General features: G+C 55.0%; 22 protein-coding genes and 4 tRNA genes. All 26 read right to left on the bottom strand.

The window, feature by feature from the left end; all coding sequences use genetic code 11:
* Window position 1: 1 nt before the first annotated feature.
* The 26 genes from rplV to birA all read right to left on the bottom strand — a co-directional run bounded on the left by rplV (window position 2) and on the right by birA (window position 22,832).
* Window positions 2-334, bottom strand: a complete 333-nt coding sequence (gene rplV / locus QZR30_RS24355; RefSeq protein ID WP_003103908.1) for a 50S ribosomal protein L22 — start codon at window positions 332-334, stop codon at window positions 2-4.
* 11 nt (window positions 335-345) lie between these two features.
* Window positions 346-621: a 30S ribosomal protein S19 gene (rpsS, locus tag QZR30_RS24350; protein WP_002555486.1), complete on the bottom strand. Its 276-nt coding sequence runs from the start codon at window positions 619-621 to the stop codon at window positions 346-348.
* A 16-nt stretch (window positions 622-637) separates the two neighbouring features.
* Complete coding sequence (rplB, locus tag QZR30_RS24345) at window positions 638-1,462, bottom strand: 50S ribosomal protein L2 (RefSeq protein ID WP_003210080.1); 825 nt, start codon at window positions 1,460-1,462, stop codon at window positions 638-640.
* 14 nt (window positions 1,463-1,476) lie between these two features.
* A complete protein-coding gene (rplW, locus tag QZR30_RS24340; RefSeq protein ID WP_002555488.1) occupies window positions 1,477-1,776 on the bottom strand; it encodes a 50S ribosomal protein L23 in 300 nt (99 codons plus the stop codon).
* Window positions 1,773-2,375, bottom strand: coding sequence for a 50S ribosomal protein L4 (gene rplD / locus QZR30_RS24335; protein WP_003176424.1), 603 nt, complete (start codon window positions 2,373-2,375; stop codon window positions 1,773-1,775). The genes rplW and rplD overlap by 4 nt, the downstream gene beginning before the upstream one ends.
* Window positions 2,376-2,387: 12 nt before the next feature.
* Window positions 2,388-3,023 (bottom strand): 50S ribosomal protein L3, encoded by a 636-nt coding sequence (rplC, locus tag QZR30_RS24330; protein ID WP_003176425.1) that lies wholly within the window; start codon window positions 3,021-3,023, stop codon window positions 2,388-2,390.
* A gap of 81 nt (window positions 3,024-3,104) precedes the next feature.
* Entirely contained in the window at window positions 3,105-3,416 is a 312-nt protein-coding gene (gene rpsJ / locus QZR30_RS24325; protein ID WP_003186070.1) for a 30S ribosomal protein S10, read from the bottom strand.
* Window positions 3,417-3,575: 159 nt separating this feature from the next.
* Window positions 3,576-4,769 carry an elongation factor Tu gene (tuf, locus tag QZR30_RS24320; RefSeq protein WP_003176426.1) on the bottom strand — a complete coding sequence of 398 codons (1,194 nt, stop codon included), beginning with the start codon at window positions 4,767-4,769 and terminating at the stop codon, window positions 3,576-3,578.
* A gap of 30 nt (window positions 4,770-4,799) precedes the next feature.
* The gene (gene fusA, locus QZR30_RS24315) at window positions 4,800-6,905 is read right to left on the bottom strand and encodes an elongation factor G (protein ID WP_043050068.1); all 2,106 of its coding nucleotides are present in this window, start codon (window positions 6,903-6,905) and stop codon (window positions 4,800-4,802) included.
* 30 nt (window positions 6,906-6,935) lie between these two features.
* Window positions 6,936-7,406: a 30S ribosomal protein S7 gene (gene rpsG, locus QZR30_RS24310; protein ID WP_002555493.1), complete on the bottom strand. Its 471-nt coding sequence runs from the start codon at window positions 7,404-7,406 to the stop codon at window positions 6,936-6,938.
* 118 nt (window positions 7,407-7,524) lie between these two features.
* A complete protein-coding gene (gene rpsL / locus QZR30_RS24305; protein WP_002555494.1) occupies window positions 7,525-7,896 on the bottom strand; it encodes a 30S ribosomal protein S12 in 372 nt (123 codons plus the stop codon).
* A gap of 216 nt (window positions 7,897-8,112) precedes the next feature.
* A complete protein-coding gene (gene rpoC, locus QZR30_RS24300; RefSeq protein ID WP_005791982.1) occupies window positions 8,113-12,312 on the bottom strand; it encodes a DNA-directed RNA polymerase subunit beta' in 4,200 nt (1,399 codons plus the stop codon).
* A 64-nt stretch (window positions 12,313-12,376) separates the two neighbouring features.
* A complete protein-coding gene (gene rpoB / locus QZR30_RS24295) occupies window positions 12,377-16,450 on the bottom strand; it encodes a DNA-directed RNA polymerase subunit beta (protein WP_046069767.1) in 4,074 nt (1,357 codons plus the stop codon).
* Between the two features lie 219 nt (window positions 16,451-16,669).
* A complete protein-coding gene (gene rplL, locus QZR30_RS24290) occupies window positions 16,670-17,035 on the bottom strand; it encodes a 50S ribosomal protein L7/L12 (protein ID WP_003176432.1) in 366 nt (121 codons plus the stop codon).
* Window positions 17,036-17,113: 78 nt separating this feature from the next.
* Window positions 17,114-17,614: a 50S ribosomal protein L10 gene (gene rplJ, locus QZR30_RS24285; RefSeq protein WP_003232405.1), complete on the bottom strand. Its 501-nt coding sequence runs from the start codon at window positions 17,612-17,614 to the stop codon at window positions 17,114-17,116.
* A 199-nt stretch (window positions 17,615-17,813) separates the two neighbouring features.
* Window positions 17,814-18,509 carry a 50S ribosomal protein L1 gene (gene rplA, locus QZR30_RS24280; protein WP_003176434.1) on the bottom strand — a complete coding sequence of 232 codons (696 nt, stop codon included), beginning with the start codon at window positions 18,507-18,509 and terminating at the stop codon, window positions 17,814-17,816.
* Window positions 18,509-18,940 carry a 50S ribosomal protein L11 gene (rplK, locus tag QZR30_RS24275; protein WP_003176435.1) on the bottom strand — a complete coding sequence of 144 codons (432 nt, stop codon included), beginning with the start codon at window positions 18,938-18,940 and terminating at the stop codon, window positions 18,509-18,511. The genes rplA and rplK overlap by 1 nt, the downstream gene beginning before the upstream one ends.
* Before the next feature lie 117 nt (window positions 18,941-19,057).
* Window positions 19,058-19,591, bottom strand: a complete 534-nt coding sequence (gene nusG / locus QZR30_RS24270; RefSeq protein WP_003176436.1) for a transcription termination/antitermination protein NusG — start codon at window positions 19,589-19,591, stop codon at window positions 19,058-19,060.
* 9 nt (window positions 19,592-19,600) lie between these two features.
* On the bottom strand, window positions 19,601-19,969 hold the full coding sequence (secE, locus tag QZR30_RS24265; RefSeq protein ID WP_003194658.1) for a preprotein translocase subunit SecE: 369 nt from the start codon (window positions 19,967-19,969) through the stop codon (window positions 19,601-19,603).
* A 45-nt stretch (window positions 19,970-20,014) separates the two neighbouring features.
* A tRNA-Trp gene (locus tag QZR30_RS24260) sits at window positions 20,015-20,090 on the bottom strand.
* A gap of 163 nt (window positions 20,091-20,253) precedes the next feature.
* Window positions 20,254-20,329 (bottom strand) — tRNA-Thr (locus QZR30_RS24255).
* 26 nt (window positions 20,330-20,355) lie between these two features.
* Window positions 20,356-20,429: transfer RNA gene (locus tag QZR30_RS24250), tRNA-Gly, on the bottom strand.
* Window positions 20,430-20,452: 23 nt separating this feature from the next.
* Window positions 20,453-20,537, bottom strand: a tRNA-Tyr gene (locus QZR30_RS24245).
* Between the two features lie 142 nt (window positions 20,538-20,679).
* A complete protein-coding gene (locus QZR30_RS24240; RefSeq protein WP_056846330.1) occupies window positions 20,680-21,126 on the bottom strand; it encodes a hypothetical protein in 447 nt (148 codons plus the stop codon).
* Window positions 21,127-21,133: 7 nt separating this feature from the next.
* A complete protein-coding gene (locus tag QZR30_RS24235) occupies window positions 21,134-21,883 on the bottom strand; it encodes a pantothenate kinase (protein ID WP_311904409.1) in 750 nt (249 codons plus the stop codon).
* On the bottom strand, window positions 21,873-22,832 hold the full coding sequence (gene birA / locus QZR30_RS24230) for a bifunctional biotin--[acetyl-CoA-carboxylase] ligase/biotin operon repressor BirA (protein WP_311904406.1): 960 nt from the start codon (window positions 22,830-22,832) through the stop codon (window positions 21,873-21,875). Before birA ends, QZR30_RS24235 begins: the two co-directional genes overlap by 11 nt.
* Window positions 22,833-22,935: the final 103 nt, after the last annotated feature.

Genomic DNA, 22,935 nt, shown 5'->3' with positions numbered 1-22,935 from the left:
GTTACTTGTCAGCAACCTTGACAGTGATATGGCAAGACCGCTTGACGATGCGATCAGCACGGCCTTTGGCACGTGGCATGATGCGCTTCAGCGAACGCCCTTCGTTGACGAAAACGGTGCTGACTTTAAGGTCATCAACGTCTGCGCCTTCGTTATGCTCGGCGTTGGCTACGGCCGACTCCAGCACTTTCTTCATGATCTCGGCGGCTTTCTTACTGCTGAAAGCCAACAGGTTGAGCGCTTCGCCCACCTTCTTCCCGCGGATCTGGTCGGCGACCAAGCGGGCTTTCTGGGCGGAGATTCGAGCGCCCGACAACTTAGCGGCTACTTCCATTTCCTTACCCCTTAACGCTTGGCTTTCTTGTCTGCCACGTGCCCACGATAAGTGCGGGTACCGGCAAACTCGCCTAGTTTGTGGCCGACCATGTCTTCGTTAACGAGAACTGGGACGTGTTGGCGACCGTTGTGTACTGCGATGGTCAGACCGACCATTTGTGGCAGGATCATCGAACGACGCGACCAGGTTTTAACTGGTTTGCGATCGTTCTTTTCCGCCGCCACTTCGATCTTCTTCAGTAGGTGAAGATCAATAAAAGGACCTTTTTTCAGAGAACGTGGCACTGTCGTATCCCTCTATTTACTTGCGACGACGGACGATCATTTTGTCGGTACGCTTATTACCACGAGTCTTCGCGCCCTTAGTCGGGAAGCCCCATGGCGATACCGGATGACGACCACCAGAGGTACGACCTTCACCACCACCGTGTGGGTGGTCAACCGGGTTCATGGCAACACCACGAACGGTTGGGCGAACGCCACGCCAGCGTTTGGCACCAGCTTTACCCAGCGAACGCAGGCTGTGCTCGGAGTTCGAGACTTCACCCAGGGTCGCACGGCATTCAGCCAGCACTTTACGCATCTCACCAGAACGCAGACGCAGGGTCACGTAGACACCTTCACGAGCGATCAGCTGAGCCGAAGCACCAGCGGAACGAGCGATCTGTGCGCCTTTACCTGGCTTCAATTCGATGCCGTGTACGGTGCTACCAACTGGAATGTTACGCAGTTGCAGAGCGTTGCCCGGCTTGATCGGTGCCAGGGCACCTGCGATCAGCTGGTCGCCAGCACTCACGCCTTTAGGGGCGATGATGTAGCGACGCTCGCCATCTGCGTACAGCAGCAGAGCGATGTGAGCAGTACGGTTTGGATCGTATTCGATACGCTCGACAGTGGCAGCGATGCCATCTTTGTCGTTGCGACGGAAGTCGACCAGACGATAATGCTGCTTATGGCCACCACCGATGTGACGAGTGGTAATACGACCATTGTTGTTACGACCACCAGTCTTCGATTTCTTCTCGAGCAGCGGTGCGTGAGGAGCGCCTTTATGCAGCTCCTGGTTGACCACCTTGACCACAAAACGGCGGCCAGGGGAAGTCGGTTTGCATTTAACGATTGCCATGATGCACCCCTTCCTTACTCAGCACTGCTGCTGAAATCGAGATCTTGGCCTGGCTGAAGGGAGATAACTGCCTTCTTCCAGTCATTACGCTTGCCCAGACCGCGAGCAGTGCGCTTGCTCTTACCCAGAACATTCAGGGTAGTAACACGCTCTACTTTCACGCTGAACAGGCTTTCGACGGCCTTCTTGATTTCCAGCTTGGTTGCGTCAGTTGCAACCTTGAAAACGAACTGGCCTTTCTTGTCAGCCAGAACCGTAGCCTTTTCGGAAACGTGCGGGCCAAGCAGAACTTTAAATACGCGTTCCTGGTTCATCCCAGCAGCTCCTCGAATTTCTTCACGGCCGACACGGTGATCAACACCTTGTCGTATGCGATCAGACTAACTGGATCGGAACCTTGCACGTCACGTACATCAACGTGTGGCAGGTTGCGAGCAGCCAGGTACAGGTTCTGATCAACAGCTTCAGACACGATCAAAACGTCGGTCAGGCTCATGTTGTTCAGTTTGCCCAGCAGATCTTTGGTTTTTGGACTTTCAACAGCGAAGTCTTGAACCACGACCAGGCGATCAGTACGCACGAGTTCAGCAAGGATGGAGCGCAGTGCTGCGCGGTACATCTTCTTGTTGAGCTTCTGAGAGTGATCCTGAGGACGAGCTGCGAAAGTGGTACCGCCGCCGCGCCAGATTGGGCTACGGATAGTACCGGCACGAGCACGGCCAGTACCTTTCTGACGCCAAGGGCGCTTACCGCCACCACGAACGTCGGAACGGGTCTTTTGCTGCTTGCTACCTTGACGGCCGCCGGCCATGTAGGCCACGACTGCTTGGTGAACCAGCGTCTCGTTGAATTCGCCGCCAAATGTCAGTTCGGAAACTTCAATCGCTTGAGCGTCATTTACATTTAATTGCATGTCAGCTTCCCCTTAACCGCGAGCCTTGGCCGCTGGACGTACAACCAGGTTGCCGCCAGTAGCGCCAGGAACAGCACCCTTGACCAACAACAGATTGCGTTCAGCGTCGACGCGCACTACTTCGAGGGACTGCACGGTCACGCGCTCAGCGCCCATATGACCGGACATTTTCTTGCCCTTGAATACACGACCAGGAGTCTGGCACTGGCCAATAGAGCCCGGGACGCGGTGGGAAACGGAGTTACCGTGAGTGTTGTCTTGACCACGGAAATTCCAACGCTTGATCGTACCCTGGAAGCCTTTACCCTTGGACTGACCGGTTACATCAACCAGTTGACCAGCGGCGAAGATTTCAGCGTTGATCAGATCGCCAGCCTTGTAGTCGCCGTCTTCAAGACGGAACTCCATGACGGTGCGACCAGCTGCAACGTTTGCTTTAGCGAAGTGACCTGCTTGAGCAGCAGTCACGCGCGAAGCACGACGCTCGCCGACAGTGACTTGCACTGCACGATAGCCATCGGTTTCTTCAGTTTTGAACTGGGTGACGCGATTCGGTTCGATCTCAATGACCGTGACCGGAATGGAGACACCTTCTTCGGTGAAAATACGGGTCATACCGCATTTACGACCGACTACACCAATAGTCATGTTGTAAACCTCATGAGTGTACGGGGCTTTCACCCGCTATGGCCGCCCATTTCAGAGCGTTACACGACTAAGACCCAAGTCTTAGCCGAGGCTGATCTGTACTTCCACACCGGCCGCCAGATCGAGCTTCATAAGTGCATCAACGGTTTTATCCGTTGGCTGGACAATGTCCAGTACGCGCTTATGAGTACGGATCTCGTACTGGTCACGCGCGTCTTTGTTGACGTGCGGGGAGACCAGAACGGTGAACCGCTCTTTACGGGTAGGCAGTGGAATTGGACCACGCACTTGAGCACCAGTACGTTTCGCGGTTTCCACGATTTCCTGGGTGGATTGGTCGATCAGGCGATGGTCAAAAGCCTTCAACCTGATACGGATTTGCTGATTTTGCATTGGATTTCAGACTCCGGCTGCTATTCCCAGCGAGCGCAATACGCCCGTTAAAAGGAGGCGCAATTCTATAGACGGCCCTGATAGGTGTCAACCCAATAAAAAAGGCCCCCGCTGAGCGGGGGCCTTTTCAAAACATCAGAACTATCTCAGAAGAGATAATTACTCGATGATTTTAGCTACAACGCCAGCACCAACGGTACGGCCGCCTTCACGGATTGCGAAACGCAGGCCGTCTTCCATAGCGATGGTTTTGATCAGGGTGACAACCATTTTGATGTTGTCGCCTGGCATTACCATTTCTACGCCTTCCGGCAGTTCGCAGTTACCAGTTACGTCGGTAGTGCGGAAGTAGAACTGTGGACGGTAGCCTTTGAAGAACGGAGTGTGACGGCCGCCTTCTTCTTTGCTCAGCACGTAGACTTCAGCTTCGAACTTGGTGTGCGGCTTAACCGAACCCGGCTTGACCAGAACCTGGCCACGCTCAACGTCGTCACGCTTGGTACCACGCAGCAGAACGCCGCAGTTCTCGCCAGCACGACCTTCGTCGAGCAGCTTACGGAACATTTCAACACCGGTGCAGGTGGTGACGGTAGTGTCACGCAGACCAACGATTTCCAGTGGATCTTGAACCTTGACGATACCGCGCTCGATACGACCAGTTACAACAGTACCACGACCGGAGATCGAGAATACGTCTTCGATTGGCATCAGGAACGGCTTGTCGATAACACGGACTGGATCTGGGATGTAGCTGTCCAGAGTCTCAACCAGTTTACGAACGGACGTGGTGCCCATTTCGTTATCGTCTTTGCCTTCCAGAGCCATACGAGCAGAACCGATGATGATCGGAGTGTCGTCACCTGGGAAGTCGTAAGTGCTCAGCAGATCGCGCACTTCCATCTCAACCAGTTCCAGCAGCTCAGCGTCGTCTACCAAGTCAGCCTTGTTCAGGTAAACCACGATGTACGGAACGCCAACCTGACGGGACAGCAGGATGTGCTCACGGGTTTGTGGCATCGGACCATCAGCGGCCGAACAAACCAGGATTGCGCCGTCCATCTGGGCAGCACCGGTGATCATGTTCTTCACATAGTCAGCGTGACCTGGGCAGTCAACGTGAGCGTAGTGACGGATCAGCGAGTTGTATTCAACGTGCGCGGTGTTGATGGTGATACCACGAGCTTTTTCTTCTGGTGCGCTGTCGATTTTATCGAAATCAACGATTGCAGAACCGAATACTTCGGAGCAAACGCGAGTCAGAGCAGCAGTCAGAGTGGTTTTACCGTGGTCAACGTGACCGATAGTGCCAACGTTGACGTGCGGTAGGGAACGATCAAATTTTTCTTTAGCCACGACAATTAACTCCTTGCCTAAAGGACTGAATCAGCCTTGTTTTTTGGATACAGTTTCAGCGATGTGCGCCGGAGCTGTGTTGTATTTTTTGAATTCCATAGAGTAGCTTGCGCGACCCTGGGACATGGAGCGAACGTCGGTCGCATAACCGAACATCTCACCCAACGGAACCTCAGCGCGAATCACTTTGCCGGAAACCGTGTCTTCCATACCCAAGATCATGCCGCGACGACGGTTAAGGTCGCCCATGACATCACCCATATAGTCTTCAGGTGTAACAACTTCTACCGCCATGATTGGCTCAAGCAACTCACCGCCGCCCTTCTGGGCCAGCTGCTTGGTTGCCATGGAGGCAGCCACCTTAAACGCCATCTCGTTGGAGTCGACGTCGTGGTAAGAACCGTCAAAAACGGTTGCTTTCAGGCCGATCAGCGGATAGCCGGCAACAACACCGTTCTTCATCTGCTCTTCGATACCCTTCTGGATAGCAGGGATGTATTCCTTAGGAACAACACCACCTACTACTTCGTTCACGAATTGCAGACCTTCCTGACCTTCGTCAGCAGGCGCAAAACGGATCCAGCAGTGACCGAACTGACCACGACCGCCGGACTGACGAACGAACTTGCCTTCGATTTCACAGTTCTTCGTGATGCGCTCACGATAGGAAACCTGAGGCTTACCGATGTTGGCTTCGACGTTGAACTCACGGCGCATCCGGTCAACCAGGATGTCCAGGTGAAGCTCGCCCATGCCCGAGATGATCGTTTGACCAGTCTCTTCATCAGTCTTGACGCGGAAAGATGGATCTTCCTGAGCAAGCTTGCCCAGTGCGATACCCATTTTTTCCTGGTCATCCTTGGTCTTAGGCTCTACGGCAACCGAAATAACCGGCTCCGGGAAGTCCATGCGAACCAGGATGATTGGCTTGTCAGCGTTGCACAAGGTTTCACCAGTGGTGACGTCCTTCATGCCGATCAAGGCCGCGATGTCACCAGCGCGTACTTCCTTGATCTCTTCGCGGGCGTTTGCGTGCATTTGCACCATACGACCCACGCGCTCTTTCTTGCCTTTAACCGAGTTGATCACGCCGTCGCCGGAGTTCAACACGCCCGAGTAAACACGGACGAAGGTCAAGGTACCCACGAATGGGTCAGTGGCAATTTTAAATGCCAGAGCGGAGAACGGTTCTGCGTCGTCTGCATGACGCTCCAGCTCGATAGTCTCGTCATCCGGGTCAGTACCCTTGATGGCAGGAATATCGATTGGTGCCGGCAGGTAGTCGATCACAGCATCGAGAACCAGGGGAACGCCCTTGTTCTTGAACGAGGAGCCGCAAACAGCCAGGACGATCTCACCAGCGATAGTACGCTGACGCAGAGCGGCCTTGATTTCCACGTTGGTGAGCTCTTCACCTTCGAGGTACTTGTTCATCAGCTCTTCATTGGCTTCGGCCGCAGCCTCAACCATGTTGTTGCGCCATTCGTCAGCCAGTTCCTGCAGCTCGGCAGGGATAGGCTTGCGAACAGGGACCATACCCTTGTCGGCATCGTTCCAGTAGACAGCTTCCATGGTCAGCAGATCGATCTGCCCCTGGAAGTTATCTTCGGAACCGATAGCCAACTGGATTGGCACCGGAGTGTGACCCAAGCGCTGCTTGATCTGACCGATCACGCGCAGGAAGTTCGCACCGGCACGGTCCATCTTGTTTACGTAAACAAGGCGTGGAACGCCGTATTTGTTGGCTTGACGCCATACGGTTTCCGACTGCGGCTCAACACCCGAGGTACCGCAGAACACAACGACAGCGCCGTCGAGTACGCGCAGGGAACGCTCAACTTCAATAGTGAAGTCTACGTGGCCCGGGGTATCGATTACGTTGAAGCGGTGCTCATCCTTGTACTGCTTCTCGGAACCTTTCCAGAAGGCGGTAATAGCAGCAGAAGTAATGGTAATACCACGCTCCTGCTCCTGAACCATCCAGTCTGTGGTCGCGGCGCCATCATGCACCTCGCCCATCTTGTGACTTTTGCCGGTGTAAAACAGTACGCGCTCGGTGGTGGTGGTTTTACCAGCATCCACGTGAGCAACGATACCGATGTTACGGTAGCGGCTAATCGGAGTAGTACGAGCCATAAAGCCCTCGCAAAATTAGTGAAGCTAAAATTAGAAGCGGTAGTGCGAGAAAGCTTTGTTAGCTTCAGCCATACGGTGCACGTCTTCACGCTTCTTAACAGCAGCACCTTTACCTTCAGCAGCGTCCAACAATTCGCCGGCCAAACGCAGAGCCATAGACTTCTCGCCGCGCTTACGGGCGAAGTCTACCAACCAGCGCATTGCCAGGGCGTTACGACGGGACGGGCGAACTTCAACCGGAACCTGGTAAGTAGCACCGCCTACACGGCGCGACTTCACTTCGACCAGCGGAGCGATGGCGTCGAGAGCTTTCTCGAAGATTTCCAGGGGGTCGCTGTTCTTGCGTTCTTTAACCTTTTCCAGCGCGCCATAAACGATACGCTCGGCAACGGCTTTCTTGCCGCTTTCCATCACGTGGTTCATGAACTTGGCCAGGATTTGGCTTCCGTATTTTGGATCGTCAAGCACTTCGCGCTTGGCTGCTACGCGTCTTCTTGGCATGGATAAGCCCTCAAACGGTCTTCAGGTTCGCTCGGAATCGGTGCCCTTTCGGGACGCCTCCGACCTTACTCTTATCGACTCAGAAAATAAGATGATTCAGGTTTACAAAAAGCCGCTACTACTTAGGCTTTTTAGTACCGTACTTCGAACGACCCTGGTTACGACCTTTAACGCCGGAAGTATCCAAGGAGCCGCGTACGGTGTGGTAACGAACACCTGGCAAGTCTTTTACACGACCGCCGCGGATCAGTACCACGCTGTGCTCTTGCAGGTTGTGGCCTTCACCGCCGATGTACGAGGAAACCTCGAAACCGTTGGTCAGACGCACACGGCATACTTTACGCAGTGCCGAGTTAGGTTTTTTCGGCGTGGTGGTATACACACGGGTGCATACGCCACGACGTTGCGGGCAGTTCTGCAGCGCAGGCACGTCGGATTTCTCGACGATACGCTTACGCGGCTGACGTACCAGCTGGTTGATAGTTGCCATCTACTAGCTCCACTGTTGTCTTGCGACGCTATTGTCTTGCAAGAAAAGCAAAATGGCAGGAACGAATTCCCGCCAAATTTAGGGGTACAAGAGTCTAAAGAGGATCTTGTCCCCAGTCAAGGCAAGGCCCCGACCTCCCCTCTCGTCGAACCAGGGCAAAAATGCCTCGATCCGACGAATGGGACTGCCAGGGCCCAGACTTATCTACTGCAGAACTCAGTTACCGCTTGAGTTCAGCGCTTCGGTCAGTGCAGCTTCCACTTCACTGGCGCTTACGCGCAACGGCTTGTCAGCATCACGGCGACGCTTGCGCTCGCTGTGGTAAGCCAAACCGGTACCGGCTGGGATCAGACGACCCACAACCACGTTTTCTTTCAGGCCACGCAGGTAATCGCGCTTGCCAGTTACCGCTGCTTCGGTCAGTACGCGAGTGGTCTCCTGGAAGGAGGCCGCCGAGATGAACGACTCAGTGGACAACGACGCCTTGGTGATACCCAGCAGCACGCGAGTGAACTTGGAAACGAATTTCTCTTCGTTCGCCAGGCGCTCGTTTTCTACCAGTACGTGAGTCAGTTCCATCTGGTCGCCCTTGATGAAACTGGAATCGCCGGATTCAGCGATTTCAACTTTACGCAGCATCTGACGCAGGATGGTCTCGATGTGCTTGTCGTTGATCTTCACGCCCTGCAGACGGTAAACGTCCTGGATCTCGTTGACGATGTACTTGGCCAGCGCACTCACACCCAGCAGACGCAGGATGTCGTGTGGATCGCTCGGGCCGTCGGAGATAACTTCGCCGCGGTTTACCTGTTCGCCTTCGAAGACGTTCAGGTGACGCCACTTCGGAATCAGCTCTTCATACGGATCGCTACCGTCGTTCGGGGTAATGACCAGACGGCGCTTGCCCTTGGTCTCTTTACCGAACGCGATGGTGCCGCTGACTTCAGCCAGAATCGACGCTTCTTTCGGACGACGAGCTTCGAACAAGTCAGCAACACGCGGCAGACCACCGGTGATGTCACGAGTCTTCGAAGTTTCTTGCGGGATACGCGCGATAACATCACCGATCGCGATCTTCGCACCATCCGCCACACCGACCAGGGCGTTGGCTGGCAGGAAGTACTGAGCGATTACGTCAGTGCCTGGCAGCAAAAGATCCTTGCCGTTGTCGTCGACCATCTTCACGGCAGGACGGATGTCTTTACCGGCAGCTGGACGATCTTTGGCGTCGAGTACTTCAATGTTGGTCATACCGGTCAATTCGTCAGTCTGACGCTTGATCGTGATGCCTTCTTCCATGCCCACGTAGGTCACGGTACCTTTCATTTCGGTAACGATTGGGTGAGTGTGCGGATCCCACTTGGCCACGATTGCGCCAGCGTCGACCTTGTCACCTTCTTTAACCGAAATCACAGCACCGTACGGCAGCTTATAACGCTCGCGCTCACGACCGTAGTCATCAGCGATTGCCAGCTCACCGGAACGGGAAACAGCAACGAGGTGGCCATCCACTCGCTCAACGTGTTTCAGGTTGTGCAGACGGACGGTACCGCCATTCTTCACCTGAACGCTGTCGGCTGCGGAGGTCCGGCTTGCCGCACCACCAATGTGGAACGTACGCATGGTCAGCTGGGTACCCGGCTCACCGATGGATTGGGCAGCGATAACGCCGACCGCTTCACCGATGTTCACCTGGTGACCACGAGCCAAGTCACGGCCGTAGCACTTGGCGCAGATGCCGTAGCGGGTTTCGCAACTGATCGGCGAGCGAACGATCACTTCGTCGATGCTGTTGAGTTCGATGAACTCGACCCACTTTTCATCTACCAGAGTGCCGGCAGGAACGATAACTTCCTCGGTACCTGGCTTGAACACGTCACGGGCAATCACACGACCCAATACGCGCTCACCCAGCGGTTCTACAACGTCACCGCCTTCAATGTGCGGAGTCATCAGCAGGCCATGCTCGGTGCCGCAATCGATCTCGGTTACAACCAGATCTTGTGCAACGTCTACCAGACGACGTGTCAGGTAACCGGAGTTAGCGGTTTTCAACGCGGTATCCGCAAGACCCTTACGAGCACCGTGAGTGGAGATGAAGTACTGAAGTACGCTCAAACCTTCACGGAAGTTCGCGGTAATCGGCGTTTCGATGATGGAACCGTCCGGCTTGGCCATCAGGCCACGCATACCGGCGAGCTGACGGATCTGCGCAGCAGAACCCCGTGCGCCCGAGTCGGCCATCATGTACATCGAGTTGAAAGATTCCTGGTCGACTTCGTCGCCGTGACGGTCGATGACTTTCTCTTTCGAGAGGTTGGCCATCATCGCCTTGGAAACTTCGTCGTTGGCCTTGGACCAAAGGTCGATCACTTTGTTGTACTTCTCGCCCTGGGTTACCAGGCCGGAGGCGTACTGGCTCTCGATCTCTTTCACTTCGTCAGTGGCGGCACTGATGATGCGAGCTTTTTCATCCGGAATAACGAAGTCGTTAACGCCGATGGAAACGCCGGAAATAGTCGAGTAAGCGAAACCTGTGTACATCAACTGGTCAGCGAAGATAACGGTCTCTTTCAAACCAACCACGCGATAGCACTGGTTGATCAGCTTGGAGATCGCCTTCTTCTTCATCGGCAGGTTGACGACATCGTACGACAGACCTTTTGGCACAACCTGGTACAACAGCGCACGGCCGACAGTGGTGTCGACGATACGGGTGTTGCTCACGCTGCCGCCGTCACGGTCATTGACGGTTTCGTTGATCCGCACTTTGACCTTGGCGTGCAGTGCGGCTTCGCCGGCACGGAACACACGGTCAACTTCCTGCAGGTCAGCGAACACACGACCTTCGCCCTTGGCATTGATCGCTTCACGGGTCATGTAGTACAGACCCAATACAACGTCCTGCGAAGGAACGATGATTGGCTCACCGTTGGCTGGCGACAGAATGTTGTTGGTCGACATCATCAACGCGCGCGCTTCCAACTGGGCTTCCAGTGTCAGCGGTACGTGCACGGCCATTTGGTCGCCGTCGAAGTCGGCGTTGTACGCGGCACAGACCAGCGGGTGCAGCTGAATAGCCTTACCTTCGATCAGTACTGGTTCAAACGCCTGGATACCCAGACGGTGAAGGGTCGGTGCACGGTTGAGGAGAACCGGGTGTTCGCGGATCACCTCGGCGAGAACGTCCCAAACCTCTGGCAGTTCGCGCTCGACCATTTTCTTGGCCGCTTTGATGGTGGTCGCGAGACCGCGCATTTCCAGCTTGCCGAAGATGAATGGCTTGAACAGCTCAAGTGCCATCTTCTTGGGCAGACCGCACTGGTGCAGACGCAGGGTCGGGCCTACGGTAATTACCGAACGACCGGAGTAGTCAACACGCTTACCGAGCAAGTTCTGACGGAAACGACCTTGCTTACCCTTGATCATGTCAGCCAAGGATTTCAGAGGACGCTTGTTGGAACCGGTGATAGCGCGGCCACGACGACCGTTGTCGAGCAAGGCATCGACAGCTTCCTGCAACATACGCTTTTCGTTGCGCACGATGATGTCCGGAGCGGACAGGTCAAGCAGGCGCTTCAAGCGGTTGTTACGGTTGATCACGCGGCGATACAGGTCGTTGAGGTCGGACGTCGCGAAACGACCACCGTCCAACGGTACCAGCGGACGCAGGTCTGGCGGCAGAACCGGCAGAACGGTCAGCACCATCCACTCTGGCAAGTTGCCGGAACCCTGGAAGGCTTCCATCAACTTCAGACGCTTGGACAGCTTCTTGATCTTGGTTTCGGAGTTGGTTTGCGGAATTTCTTCGCGCAGACGGCCAATCTCGTGCTCCAGGTCGATAGCGTGCAGCAGCTCGCGGACAGCTTCGGCACCCATACGGGCATCGAAATCGTCACCGAACTCTTCCAGCGCTTCGAAGTACTGCTCGTCGTTCAGCAGCTGACCTTTTTCAAGGGTGGTCATGCCTGGATCGATAACGACATAGCTCTCGAAGTAGAGAACGCGTTCGATATCACGCAGAGTCATGTCCATCAGCAAGCCGATACGGGACGGCAGCGATTTCAGGAACCAGATGTGGGCAACCGGCGAAGCCAGTTCGATGTGCGCCATACGCTCACGACGAACCTTAGCCAGTGCGACTTCAACGCCGCACTTCTCGCAGATCACACCACGGTGCTTCAAGCGCTTGTACTTACCGCACAGGCACTCGTAATCCTTTACCGGGCCAAAGATCTTGGCGCAGAACAGGCCGTCACGCTCAGGTTTGAACGTACGGTAGTTGATGGTTTCCGGCTTTTTAACTTCACCGAACGACCACGAACGGATCATCTCAGGCGATGCCAACCCAATACGGATGGCGTCGAACTCTTCGACTTGACCCTGGTTTTTCAGCAAATTCAGTAGGTCTTTCAAGGCCTTTCCTCCTGGCGGAGCAGAGAGCGGACCAAACGGCCACGCTCTCGATTCGCGTCACGTGTTATTCGGTTTCCAGATCGATATCGATGCCGAGGGAACGAATTTCTTTGATCAACACGTTGAAGGACTCGGGCATGCCCGGCTCCATACGGTGATCGCCGTCCACGATGTTTTTGTACATCTTGGTACGACCGTTCACATCGTCCGACTTCACTGTGAGCATTTCTTGCAGAGTGTATGCAGCACCGTATGCTTCCAGTGCCCAGACCTCCATCTCCCCGAAACGCTGACCACCGAACTGAGCCTTACCACCCAGCGGCTGCTGGGTAACCAGGCTGTACGAACCAGTAGAACGAGCGTGCATCTTGTCGTCTACCAAGTGGTTCAGCTTCAGCATGTACATGTAGCCAACAGTAACCGGGCGCTCGAACTTGTTGCCGGTACGGCCGTCGAACAGCTGCATCTGGCCGCTTTCTGGCAGGTCTGCCAGTTTCAGCATGGCCTTGATTTCGCTTTCCTTGGCACCGTCGAACACCGGGGTAGCCATTGGAACGCCGCCGCGCAGGTTCTTCGCCAGATCCAGGATTTCCTGGTCGGAGAAGGTATCCAGCTCTTCGTTGCGACCACCTATCTCGTTGTAGATCTCGTGCAGGAACTTACGCAGGTCTGCGACCTTGCGCTGCTCTTCGATCATGCGGTTGATCTTTTCGCCCAGACCTTTGGCTGCGAGGCCCAGGTGGGTTTCAAGGATCTGACCAACGTTCATACGCGAAGGTACGCCCAACGGGTTGAGGACGACATCGACCGGGGTGCCATTGGCATCGTGCGGCATGTCTTCAACCGGCATGATCACGGAGACCACACCTTTGTTACCGTGACGACCGGCCATCTTGTCGCCCGGCTGGATGCGACGACGGATTGCCAGGTAAACCTTGACGATTTTCAGCACGCCTGGAGCCAGGTCATCGCCCTGCTGCAGTTTGCGCTTCTTGTCTTCGAACTTGTCGTCCAGCAGACGACGACGATCAACGATATAGGCCTGAGCCTTCTCGAGCTGCTCGTTCAGAGCATCTTCAGCCATGCGCAGTTTGAACCACTGGCCATGCTCAAGACCGTCGAGGATTTCGTCGGTGATGTCCTGACCTTTCTTCAGACCTGCGCCGCCTTCAGCCTTGTGGCCTACCAGAGCGGAACGCAGACGCTCGAAGGTCGCGCCTTCAACGATACGGAACTCTTCGTTCAGGTCCTTGCGGATCTCGTCGAGCTGGGTCTTCTCGATGGACAGTGCACGAGCATCACGCTCAACGCCGTCACGGGTGAAGACCTGTACGTCGATGACAGTGCCCTTGGTACCGGTAGGTACACGCAGGGAAGTGTCTTTAACGTCGCTGGCTTTTTCACCAAAGATGGCACGCAACAGCTTCTCTTCCGGAGTCAGCTGGGTCTCGCCTTTCGGAGTGACCTTGCCTACCAGGATGTCGCCTGCACCAACTTCAGCACCTACATAAACGATACCGGCTTCGTCCAGCTTGTTCAGTGCAGCTTCACCCACGTTAGGGATGTCCGCAGTGATTTCCTCTGGCCCAAGCTTGGTGTCACGTGCCACACAGGTCAGTTCCTGAATGTGGATCGTGGTAAAGCGATCTTCTTGAACAACGCGCTCCGACAGACAGATGGAGTCTTCGAAGTTGTAACCGTTCCAGGCCATGAACGCGATGCGCATGTTCTGACCCAGTGCCAGCTCACCCATGTCGGTGGACGGGCCATCGGCCATGATGTCGCTACGCTGAACGCGATCACCCTTACGCACCAGCGGACGCTGGTTAATGCAGGTGTTCTGGTTAGAACGGGTGTACTTGGTCAGGTTGTAGATGTCGACACCAGCTTCACCGGTTTCAACTTCGTCATCGGCAACACGAACCACGATACGGCTGGCATCAACAGAGTCGATCACGCCACCACGACGAGCCACGACGCAAACGCCGGAGTCACGGGCTACGTTGCGCTCCATGCCGGTACCTACCAGCGGCTTGTCGGCACGCAGGGTCGGTACAGCTTGACGCTGCATGTTGGAACCCATCAACGCACGGTTGGCGTCATCGTGTTCCAGGAACGGGATCAGCGACGCTGCAACCGAAACTACCTGCTTCGGCGAAACGTCCATCAAGGTGACGTCTTCCGGCGCCTTGACGGTGAACTCGTTCAAGTGACGAACAGCTACCAGTTCGTCGATCAGGACTTTCTTGTCGTTCATCGTGGCCGAAGCCTGAGCGATCACATGATCAGCTTCTTCGATAGCAGACAGGAATACGATCTCGTCGGTGACCAGACCCTCTTTCACCACACGGTACGGGCTCTCAAGGAAGCCGTACTGGTTGGTGCGCGCATAAGCGGCCAAGGAGTTGATCAGACCGATGTTCGGACCTTCCGGCGTTTCGATCGGGCAAACACGACCGTAGTGCGTAGGGTGTACGTCACGGACTTCGAAACCTGCCCGCTCACGGGTCAGACCGCCCGGGCCCAGTGCAGAGACACGGCGCTTGTGGGTAATCTCGGAGAGCGGGTTGTTCTGGTCCATGAACTGCGAGAGCTGGCTGGAACCGAAGAACTCTTTCACCGCCGCAGCCACTGGCTTGGCGTTGATCAGGTCTTGCGGCATCAGGCCTTCGCTTTCTGCCATCGACAGACGCTCTTTGACCGCACGCTCAACACGTACCAGGCCAACGCGGAACTGGTTCTCGGCCATTTCGCCAACGCAGCGAACACGACGGTTACCCAGGTGGTCGATGTCATCGACGATGCCTTTGCCGTTACGGATGTCGACCAGGGTCTTCAAGACCGCAACGATGTCTTCCTTGCACAGTACACCCGAACCTTCGATCTCGGTACGACCGATACGACGGTTGAACTTCATCCGGCCGACCGCAGACAGGTCATAGCGCTCAGGGCTGAAGAACAGGTTGTTGAACAGGGTTTCGGCAGCGTCTTTGGTTGGTGGCTCGCCAGGACGCATCATGCGATAGATCTCGACCAGCGCTTCCAATTGGTTGCTGGTGGAGTCGATCTTCAGTGTGTCGGAGATGAACGGACCGCAGTCGATGTCGTTGGTGTACAGGGTCTCGATGCGAACGACCTGGGCCTTGGCGATTTTAGCCAGGATCTCGGTGTTCAGCTCGGTGTTGCACTCGGCCAGGATTTCGCCTGTGGCCGGATGAACGATGACCTTGGCGGTAGTACGGCCCAGGACATAGTCCAGAGGTACTTCCAGCTCCTTGATACCGGCTTTTTCGATCTGATTGATGTGGCGCGCAGTGATACGACGGCCAGCCTCAACGATGACCTTGCCTTTTTCATCCTGGATGTCCAGGACAGCAATTTCACCACGCAGACGCGAAGCGATGAGCTCCAGCTTGAGGGTTTCATCCTTCAGACTGAATACGTTGGTGGTGTAGAAAGCGTCCAGCACTTGCTCGGTGGTATAGCCGAGCGCACGCAGCAGTACCGAGGCCGGCAGCTTGCGACGACGGTCGATACGCACGAACACGCAGTCTTTCGGATCGAACTCGAAGTCCAACCACGAACCGCGGTACGGAATGATCCGCGCGGAGTACAGGAGTTTGCCGGAGCTGTGCGTCTTGCCGCGGTCGTGGTCGAAGAACACGCCCGGGGAACGGTGCAGCTGGGAAACGATTACACGCTCGGTACCGTTGATAACGAAGGTACCGTTCTCAGTCATCAATGGGATTTCGCCCATGTAGACTTCCTGCTCTTTGATGTCCTTGATCGCTTTGTTCGACGATTCTTTGTCGAAAATGATCAGGCGGACTTTTACCCGCAAAGGTACGGCGTACGTAACGCCACGCAACACGCATTCTTTGACATCAAATGCCGGTTCGCCCAGGCGATAACCGACGTACTCCAGCGCAGCATTGCCGGAGTAGCTGATGATCGGGAAAACGGATTTGAAGGCCGCATGCAGGCCCACGTCGCGGAACTGATCTTTGGTCGCTCCCGCCTGCAAGAATTCACGATACGAATCCAGCTGGATAGCCAGAAGGTACGGGACATCCATGACGTCCGGCAACTTGCTAAAGTCCTTGCGGATACGTTTTTTCTCAGTATATGAGTAAGCCATCAGCGTTCCCCAGCTTGGTCACCTGCTTGTTTGGCTCTCCCGACGGGAGCAGCCAGAAAATCTTGCAAACCCCATGGTTTGCACCACCGCATCGGGTGGCTACAGCGCGTTAATGGCGGCGACCGAGTCGACAGCCAAGAACGGAAAAAGGCCGGTGGCAAGAGCCACCAGCCATCAGCCTTCAGCTTAACGCTTGGGCTGGAGACGCAAGGTCGATGCTTACTTCAGCTCGACTTTAGCGCCTGCTTCTTCCAGAGTAGCTTTGGCTTTGTCAGCAGCGTCTTTCGACACAGCTTCCAGAACCTGGGCAGGAGCGCCGTCAACTACAGCCTTGGCTTCTTTCAAGCCCAGACCGGTCAGTTCACGTACTGCCTTGATCACGTTTACTTTCTTCTCGCCAGCTTCCAGCAGCATGACGTTGAATTCGGTTTGCTCTTCAGCAGCAACAGCAGCAACAGCTGGGCCAGCGGAAGCAGCGGCAGCGGAAACGCCGAATTTTTCTTCGAAAGCTTTGATCAGCTCAACAACCTGCAGAACCGACATTTCAGCTACGGCGTTGAGGATATCGTCTTGGGAGATAGACATTGCTGTATTTCCTGAATTGGGGGACGGCCTACGCGGCCATCGAAATAAACAAAAATACGCGAGAGAGGTTGCTCAGCCTTAGGCTGCGGCAGCTTCTTTTTGCTCGCGAACTGCAGCCAGAGTACGAGCCAGCTTGCTGGTAGCGCCTTGAATCACGCTCATCAGCTGCGAAATGGCTTCGTCGCGGGTCGGCAGTGTTGCCAGTACGTCGATTTGGTTAGCTGCGAGGAACTTGCCCTCGAACGCAGCTGCCTTGATCTCGAACTTATCCTGACTCTTGGCGAATTCCTTGAACAAACGGGCAGCAGCGCCTGGATGATCCTTGGAGAACGCAATCAGAGTCGGGCCAGTGAACACGTCGTTGAGAACACTGTATTCAGTGTCAGCAACAGCGCGCTTGAGCAGGGTGTTACGTACAACACGTACGTATACGCCAGCTTCACGAGCCTCTTTACGGAGTCCGGTCATAGCGCCTACTGTCACACCACGGGCATCAGCCACGACAGCGGACAGAGCAGCTTTGGCAGCCTCGTTGACTTCAGCGACGATGGCCTTCTTGTCTTCGAGATTAATTGCCACGGGTTTAACTCCTGCTTGTTACCGTTTCATCTGGCCGGAGCCGGATGTCGTTTTGGTGTCTGATTCGGTAAGGAACCGGGAGCACCATCTGCGTAGGCTTGTTGGTTTAAGACTTGCGTCGCCTACGGTCTTGGATAGCCCCCGCCAGGCAGGGACCCCAATCTTTCAATTGGCGCAATCGCTTGCGCCAACTTGCGTCTTATACGTCCAGCGAGCCTTGGTCGATGACCAGACCTGGGCCCATAGTGGTGCTCAGGGTAACGCGCTTGACGTAGATACCTTTCGAGGAAGCCGGCTTGATACGCTTCAGATCAGCGATCAGGGCCTCAACGTTTTCCTTCAGCTTGACGGCATCGAAGCCGACTTTGCCAACGGAGGTGTGAATGATGCCGTTTTTGTCGGTGCGATAACGAACCTGACCAGCCTTGGCGTTTTTAACCGCGGTAGCTACGTCTGGGGTTACAGTGCCGACTTTAGGGTTAGGCATCAGACCACGTGGACCGAGGATCTGACCCAACTGGCCTACAACGCGCATTGCATCCGGGGAGGCGATAACTACGTCGTAGTTCAGGTCGCCGCCTTTCATTTCGGCAGCCAGGTCATCCATGCCAACGCGATCAGCGCCAGCGGCCAGAGCAGCTTCAGCGGCTGGGCCTTGGGTGAAGACAGCAACACGTACAGTCTTGCCAGTACCGTGTGGCAGCACAGTAGCGCTACGAACGACCTGGTCAGATTTACGTGGGTCAACACCCAGGTTTACAGCAACGTCAACAGACTCGCTGAACTTGACAGTCGACAGCTCGGTCAGCAGGGCAGCAGCGTCTACAAAGTTGTAGGACTTGCCTGCTTCGATTTTGCCGGCGATAGCCTTTTGGCGCTTGGTCAGCTTAGCCATTACACACCCTCCACGTTAAGGCCCATGCTACGAGCAGAACCGGCGATGGTACGCACGGCTGCATCCATATCAGCTGCAGTCAGATCCGCGTTTTTGGTTTTCGCGATTTCTTCCAGCTGAGCACGAGTCACGGTGCCAACCTTAACGGTGTTAGGACGAGCGGAACCGCTAGTCAGACCAGCAGCCTTCTTCAGCAGAACCGAAGCCGGGGTCGACTTGGTTTCGAAGGTGAAGCTACGGTCGCTGTATACAGTGATGATCACTGGAGTCGGCAGACCTGGTTCAAGACCCTGTGTACGGGCGTTGAAGGCCTTGCAGAATTCCATGATGTTCACGCCGTGCTGACCCAGAGCCGGGCCGACGGGTGGACTTGGGTTGGCCTGAGCGGCCTTCACTTGCAGCTTGATGTAAGCGGTAATCTTCTTGGCCATGAGGCACTCCAATTACGGGTTCAAACGCCTCGAAAGGCTCCCCGGTTACTTGCGCGTTTATCCCAGTGACGACAAAACCCCACAGCCTAAGGCTGCGGGGTTGGGATGCTTGTCCAGCTAGACCTTCTCGACCTGGCTGAACTCCAACTCTACCGGAGTAGAGCGACCGAAAATGAGCACTGCCACTTGGATCCGGCTCTTTTCGTAGTTAACTTCTTCGACGGTGCCATTGAAATCAGCAAATGGGCCATCAGTCACACGAACAACCTCACCCGGCTCGAACAACGTCTTCGGCTTGGGCTTGTCGCTACCATCAGCAACGCGACGCAGAATTGCTTCCGCCTCTTTGTCGGTGATCGGAGCAGGCTTATCAGCAGTACCGCCAATGAAACCCATGACACGAGGAGTGTCCTTGACCAAGTGCCAAGTACCTTCATTCATGTCCATCTGAACCAGCACGTAGCCAGGGAAGAACTTGCGTTCGCTTTTGCGCTTCTGGCCATTGCGCATTTCAACCACTTCTTCAGTGGGGACCAGAATCTCGCCGAAGCCATCTTCCATGCCTGCAAGCTTTACGCGCTCTAGCAAAGAGCGCATAACATGCTTCTCGTAACCCGAGTAAGCATGCACAACGTACCAACGCTTAGCCACGGGACACCCTTAGCCAACAATCAAGGAAACAAGCCAGCCGAGCAGGGAATCAAGCCCCCACAACAGCAACGCCATAACCAGAACAACAGCCACGACAATCAATGTGGTCTGCGTGGTTTCTTGGCGAGTCGGCCAAACGACTTTACGTATTTCGGTGCGAGCTTCCTTTACCAGGACCGCGAAAGACTTGCCTTTGGCAGTCTGCAGGCCTACAAAGGCAGCTACAGCAGCAAGGGCGAGCAAAGCGAGCACACGGTACAGGATCGGCGAAGCAGAATAGTACTGATTGCCAACAACGCCTACGACCACCAAGGCGACTACAGCGAGCCACTTGACCAGATCGAAACGAGAGCTTTGAGCTTCAGCCTTAGGAGTCATCTATGAAGATCCTGTGAAAAGAAAGCCAGACACACCACGTGAATCTGGCAGGTCAGGAGGGAATCGAACCCCCAACCTACGGTTTTGGAGACCGTCGCTCTGCCAATTGAGCTACTGACCTAAAACAAAATCAGGCCGACCATTATGCAGGCCTGAAAAAGACTTTACAACAACCAACCCCAACAGACTTGAAACCATCCGACAATCAAAGCCAGACACAACACGAAACAAGCCGAGGCAGCTGTTAAAACAAAGGCAGATATTTTCATATCTGCCTTGTTATATGGAGCTCTTGAGCGGATTTGAACCGCTGACCTCACCCTTACCAAGGGTGTGCTCTACCAACTGAGCTACAAGAGCAAAACACCGTGCACAATCTGCAAACTTGGAGCGGGTAGCGGGAATCGAACCCGCATCATCAGCTTGGAAGGCTGAGGTTCTACCACTAAACTATACCCGCGGAGCTTGCAGCTCACGCTAAAATGGTGGAGGGGGAAGGATTCGAACCTTCGAAGTCGTAGACGTCAGATTTACAGTCTGATCCCTTTGGCCGCTCGGGAACCCCTCCTAAGCGAGCCGGCATTCTACATCACGCCGGCCTTCTGTCAAGCATTTTCTCATTAAAAATATGAGGTTAGCTGCGTTGACCTTCGCTTCGCCATGTAGCCCTTAAAGGTCTTCACTGCGAAGCGGGCGCCATTCTATGCAAACTATTCGAGAGTTGCAATGCCTTCGCACAGCATTATTTTATGTTTTAACTCATTGAATTCCTTAGCAAGGTTTTCAAACGGCAGATCATCAGCCAGGCGCCGGCTTTCAGGGGCTACACGCAACCAGTAACCCGAGGCATCAGGCGCACTCAACAATTGAACCTTGACCTTTATATCCAGGCTCGTCAGTCGCTGCTCGACAGATAGGGCTTGGCGCCGATCAGAGAAACCACCGATGTATAGACAGGTATTTTGCCCTTCAGATGGCTTTATTCGATCACGCCGAGCCACCCCATCTACAGATTCACTCAAGAGCCGAATGTCTTGCTGCGCTCCACGATAAAGACTCAAAGGCGTAACATCCTTGGCACGCAACGGAGCCTCTTGCTGATGCCAGACGTAATAGAAAGCATTGAGGACAAGTAAAAGCAAAAACAGCCAACGCATAATCACCTCAAGACAAAGGGCATGCCATCGCCAGACCAACAAATACAAGGTCCGGAACCAGCTGAGCCTGGGGCGCAGCATCCGAGACCAACTCAGCATCCCCTCCAGTCAGGAAGACGGTGAAATCGTCACCCCAGTGGCTTCGCGCCAGCTCAAGCTGGGTCAGCACAAACCCTCTAAGCATGAGCGTACAGCCTCGCTCGACGGCCTCCACGGTGGTCCGCCCCGGAGAGAGGCGCTCCAGAGCCCTCTCAGCCGCCGCGTCGCCATAACGTATCTTGCGCGTATGGGTACGCAGCTGATTGCGCATGAGGGGCATGCCTGGGCAAATAAACCCTCCCAGGTGCTCACCATCTGAACTGATAAAATCGGCGGTCGCCGCGGTGCCAAAATCAAGCACCAGGCATGCACCTGACGCCAATTTGAACGCCCCGAGCATCGCCAACCAACGATCAAGCCCGAGACGCTCGAAATCTTCGTAGCCGTTGCGCACACCAGCCATTTCCCGCTCAGGGCCGGCACATGAAACGGTAACGCCAAATGTATCCACCAAAGCAGCTACCAGCTTGTCGGTTTCTTCAAGTGCACGAACACTGACTAATCGGCAGCGCGTAAGCAGAAGATCGGGAAGAGCCACCAAGCTGTCAATCAATGATGCATCCGAACCTGCTATGCCTTCCGCGCAAGCGCTTGCCTCACTCGACTCAAGTACACGCCATTTAATGAAGCTGTTTCCACAGTCGAGCTCAAGAATCATCACGCAACCTCAGGCTTAGCTCACCGCCGCTATAGATTTTCTCAACTCCATCGACATTCAAACGCAAGGCGCCCTGACGATCCACCCCCAGTACCACCCCCTCAATCCGGTTGGTGCCGGCAATGAGAGATACAGGCCTGGCCTGCCACAAGTGATGCTGCTCCCACTCTTCTTGCAATCCGGCAAAACCAGTAGCCTTATGGCGATCAAGATAGATTTGCAGCTGTCCTCCCAGGCGCGCCACCAGGTGGTTGCGGTCAATAGAGGTTCCAGTCTCAAGCTGCATCGACGTCCACTGTTGATCGACCTCAACAGCCTTCTGCATATTCACATTGATACCTATGCCAAGCACAACGTGACAGATGTCTCCAGGATCCCCGACTAACTCAAGCAAGATGCCAGAAATTTTCTTGTTCCCAACCAAGATGTCGTTTGGCCACTTCAAAGCAGCGCCCTGGACCCCCGACTCGCGCAAAGCCTGCATGACAGCCAAACCCACTACGAGGCTCAACCCCTCCAACTGTCGCAGGCCGCCGTCGATGCGCAACACGAGACTGTAATAAAGATTTTGCGCATATGGACTGACCCATTTTCGGCCACGCCGCCCCCTTCCAGCCGTTTGTTGTTCTGCCAAGACAACAAAGGGTGGCACGCAGCCCGACTCCACAAGACGCAAAGCCTCGGCATTGGTGGAATCAACGGAATCGTAAATGTGAACCGGCCAGGCCGAAGAAGCCGCCTCCAGAGAAATGTCCTCTGCATTCAAAAACACCAGCGGCGCAGCCAATTGATACCCACGGCCACGGACTCTATGAATAGGCAGATTCATCTCGGCTTCAAGATGCTGGAGCTGCTTCCACACAGCACTTCGACTAATCCCCAGGGCAGCGCCAAGCGCCTCTCCAGAATGGAATCGACCATCTTTCAGAAGTTTCAACAACGTCAGCATGCAGGTATCGCCTCACAATGAGGCACGCATGATAGCCATGCGTAGGGTCATTGCATAGAAAGCCCGTTCGTTAGCACTCAAGGCATAAGTGATATTTATAGAT

Source organism: Pseudomonas sp. rhizo25 (genome assembly GCF_031931935.1).
GTDB classification, from domain to species: Bacteria; Pseudomonadota; Gammaproteobacteria; order Pseudomonadales; family Pseudomonadaceae; genus Aquipseudomonas; species Aquipseudomonas synxantha.
Note: the sequence above shows the minus strand (reverse complement) of the source record. Positions and strands in the feature narration are given on the sequence as shown.

Coding starts and splice junctions, on each gene's coding strand:
- rplV (WP_003103908.1), bottom strand. CDS start 334: ATGGAAGTAGCCGCTAAGTTGTCGGGCGCTCGAATCTCCGCCCAGAAA.
- rplB (WP_003210080.1), bottom strand. CDS start 1,462: ATGGCAATCGTTAAATGCAAACCGACTTCCCCTGGCCGCCGTTTTGTG.
- rplW (WP_002555488.1), bottom strand. CDS start 1,776: ATGAACCAGGAACGCGTATTTAAAGTTCTGCTTGGCCCGCACGTTTCC.
- rplD (WP_003176424.1), bottom strand. CDS start 2,375: ATGCAATTAAATGTAAATGACGCTCAAGCGATTGAAGTTTCCGAACTG.
- rplC (WP_003176425.1), bottom strand. CDS start 3,023: ATGACTATTGGTGTAGTCGGTCGTAAATGCGGTATGACCCGTATTTTC.
- rpsJ (WP_003186070.1), bottom strand. CDS start 3,416: ATGCAAAATCAGCAAATCCGTATCAGGTTGAAGGCTTTTGACCATCGC.
- fusA (WP_043050068.1), bottom strand. CDS start 6,905: ATGGCTCGTACTACTCCGATTAGCCGCTACCGTAACATCGGTATCGTT.
- rpsG (WP_002555493.1), bottom strand. CDS start 7,406: ATGCCAAGAAGACGCGTAGCAGCCAAGCGCGAAGTGCTTGACGATCCA.
- rpsL (WP_002555494.1), bottom strand. CDS start 7,896: ATGGCAACTATCAACCAGCTGGTACGTCAGCCGCGTAAGCGTATCGTC.
- rpoB (WP_046069767.1), bottom strand. CDS start 16,450: ATGGCTTACTCATATACTGAGAAAAAACGTATCCGCAAGGACTTTAGC.
- rplL (WP_003176432.1), bottom strand. CDS start 17,035: ATGTCTATCTCCCAAGACGATATCCTCAACGCCGTAGCTGAAATGTCG.
- rplA (WP_003176434.1), bottom strand. CDS start 18,509: ATGGCTAAGCTGACCAAGCGCCAAAAGGCTATCGCCGGCAAAATCGAA.
- rplK (WP_003176435.1), bottom strand. CDS start 18,940: ATGGCCAAGAAGATTACCGCTTACATCAAGCTGCAAGTGAAGGCCGCT.
- secE (WP_003194658.1), bottom strand. CDS start 19,969: ATGACTCCTAAGGCTGAAGCTCAAAGCTCTCGTTTCGATCTGGTCAAG.
- QZR30_RS24240 (WP_056846330.1), bottom strand. CDS start 21,126: ATGCGTTGGCTGTTTTTGCTTTTACTTGTCCTCAATGCTTTCTATTAC.
- QZR30_RS24235 (WP_311904409.1), bottom strand. CDS start 21,883: ATGATTCTTGAGCTCGACTGTGGAAACAGCTTCATTAAATGGCGTGTA.
- birA (WP_311904406.1), bottom strand. CDS start 22,832: ATGCTGACGTTGTTGAAACTTCTGAAAGATGGTCGATTCCATTCTGGA.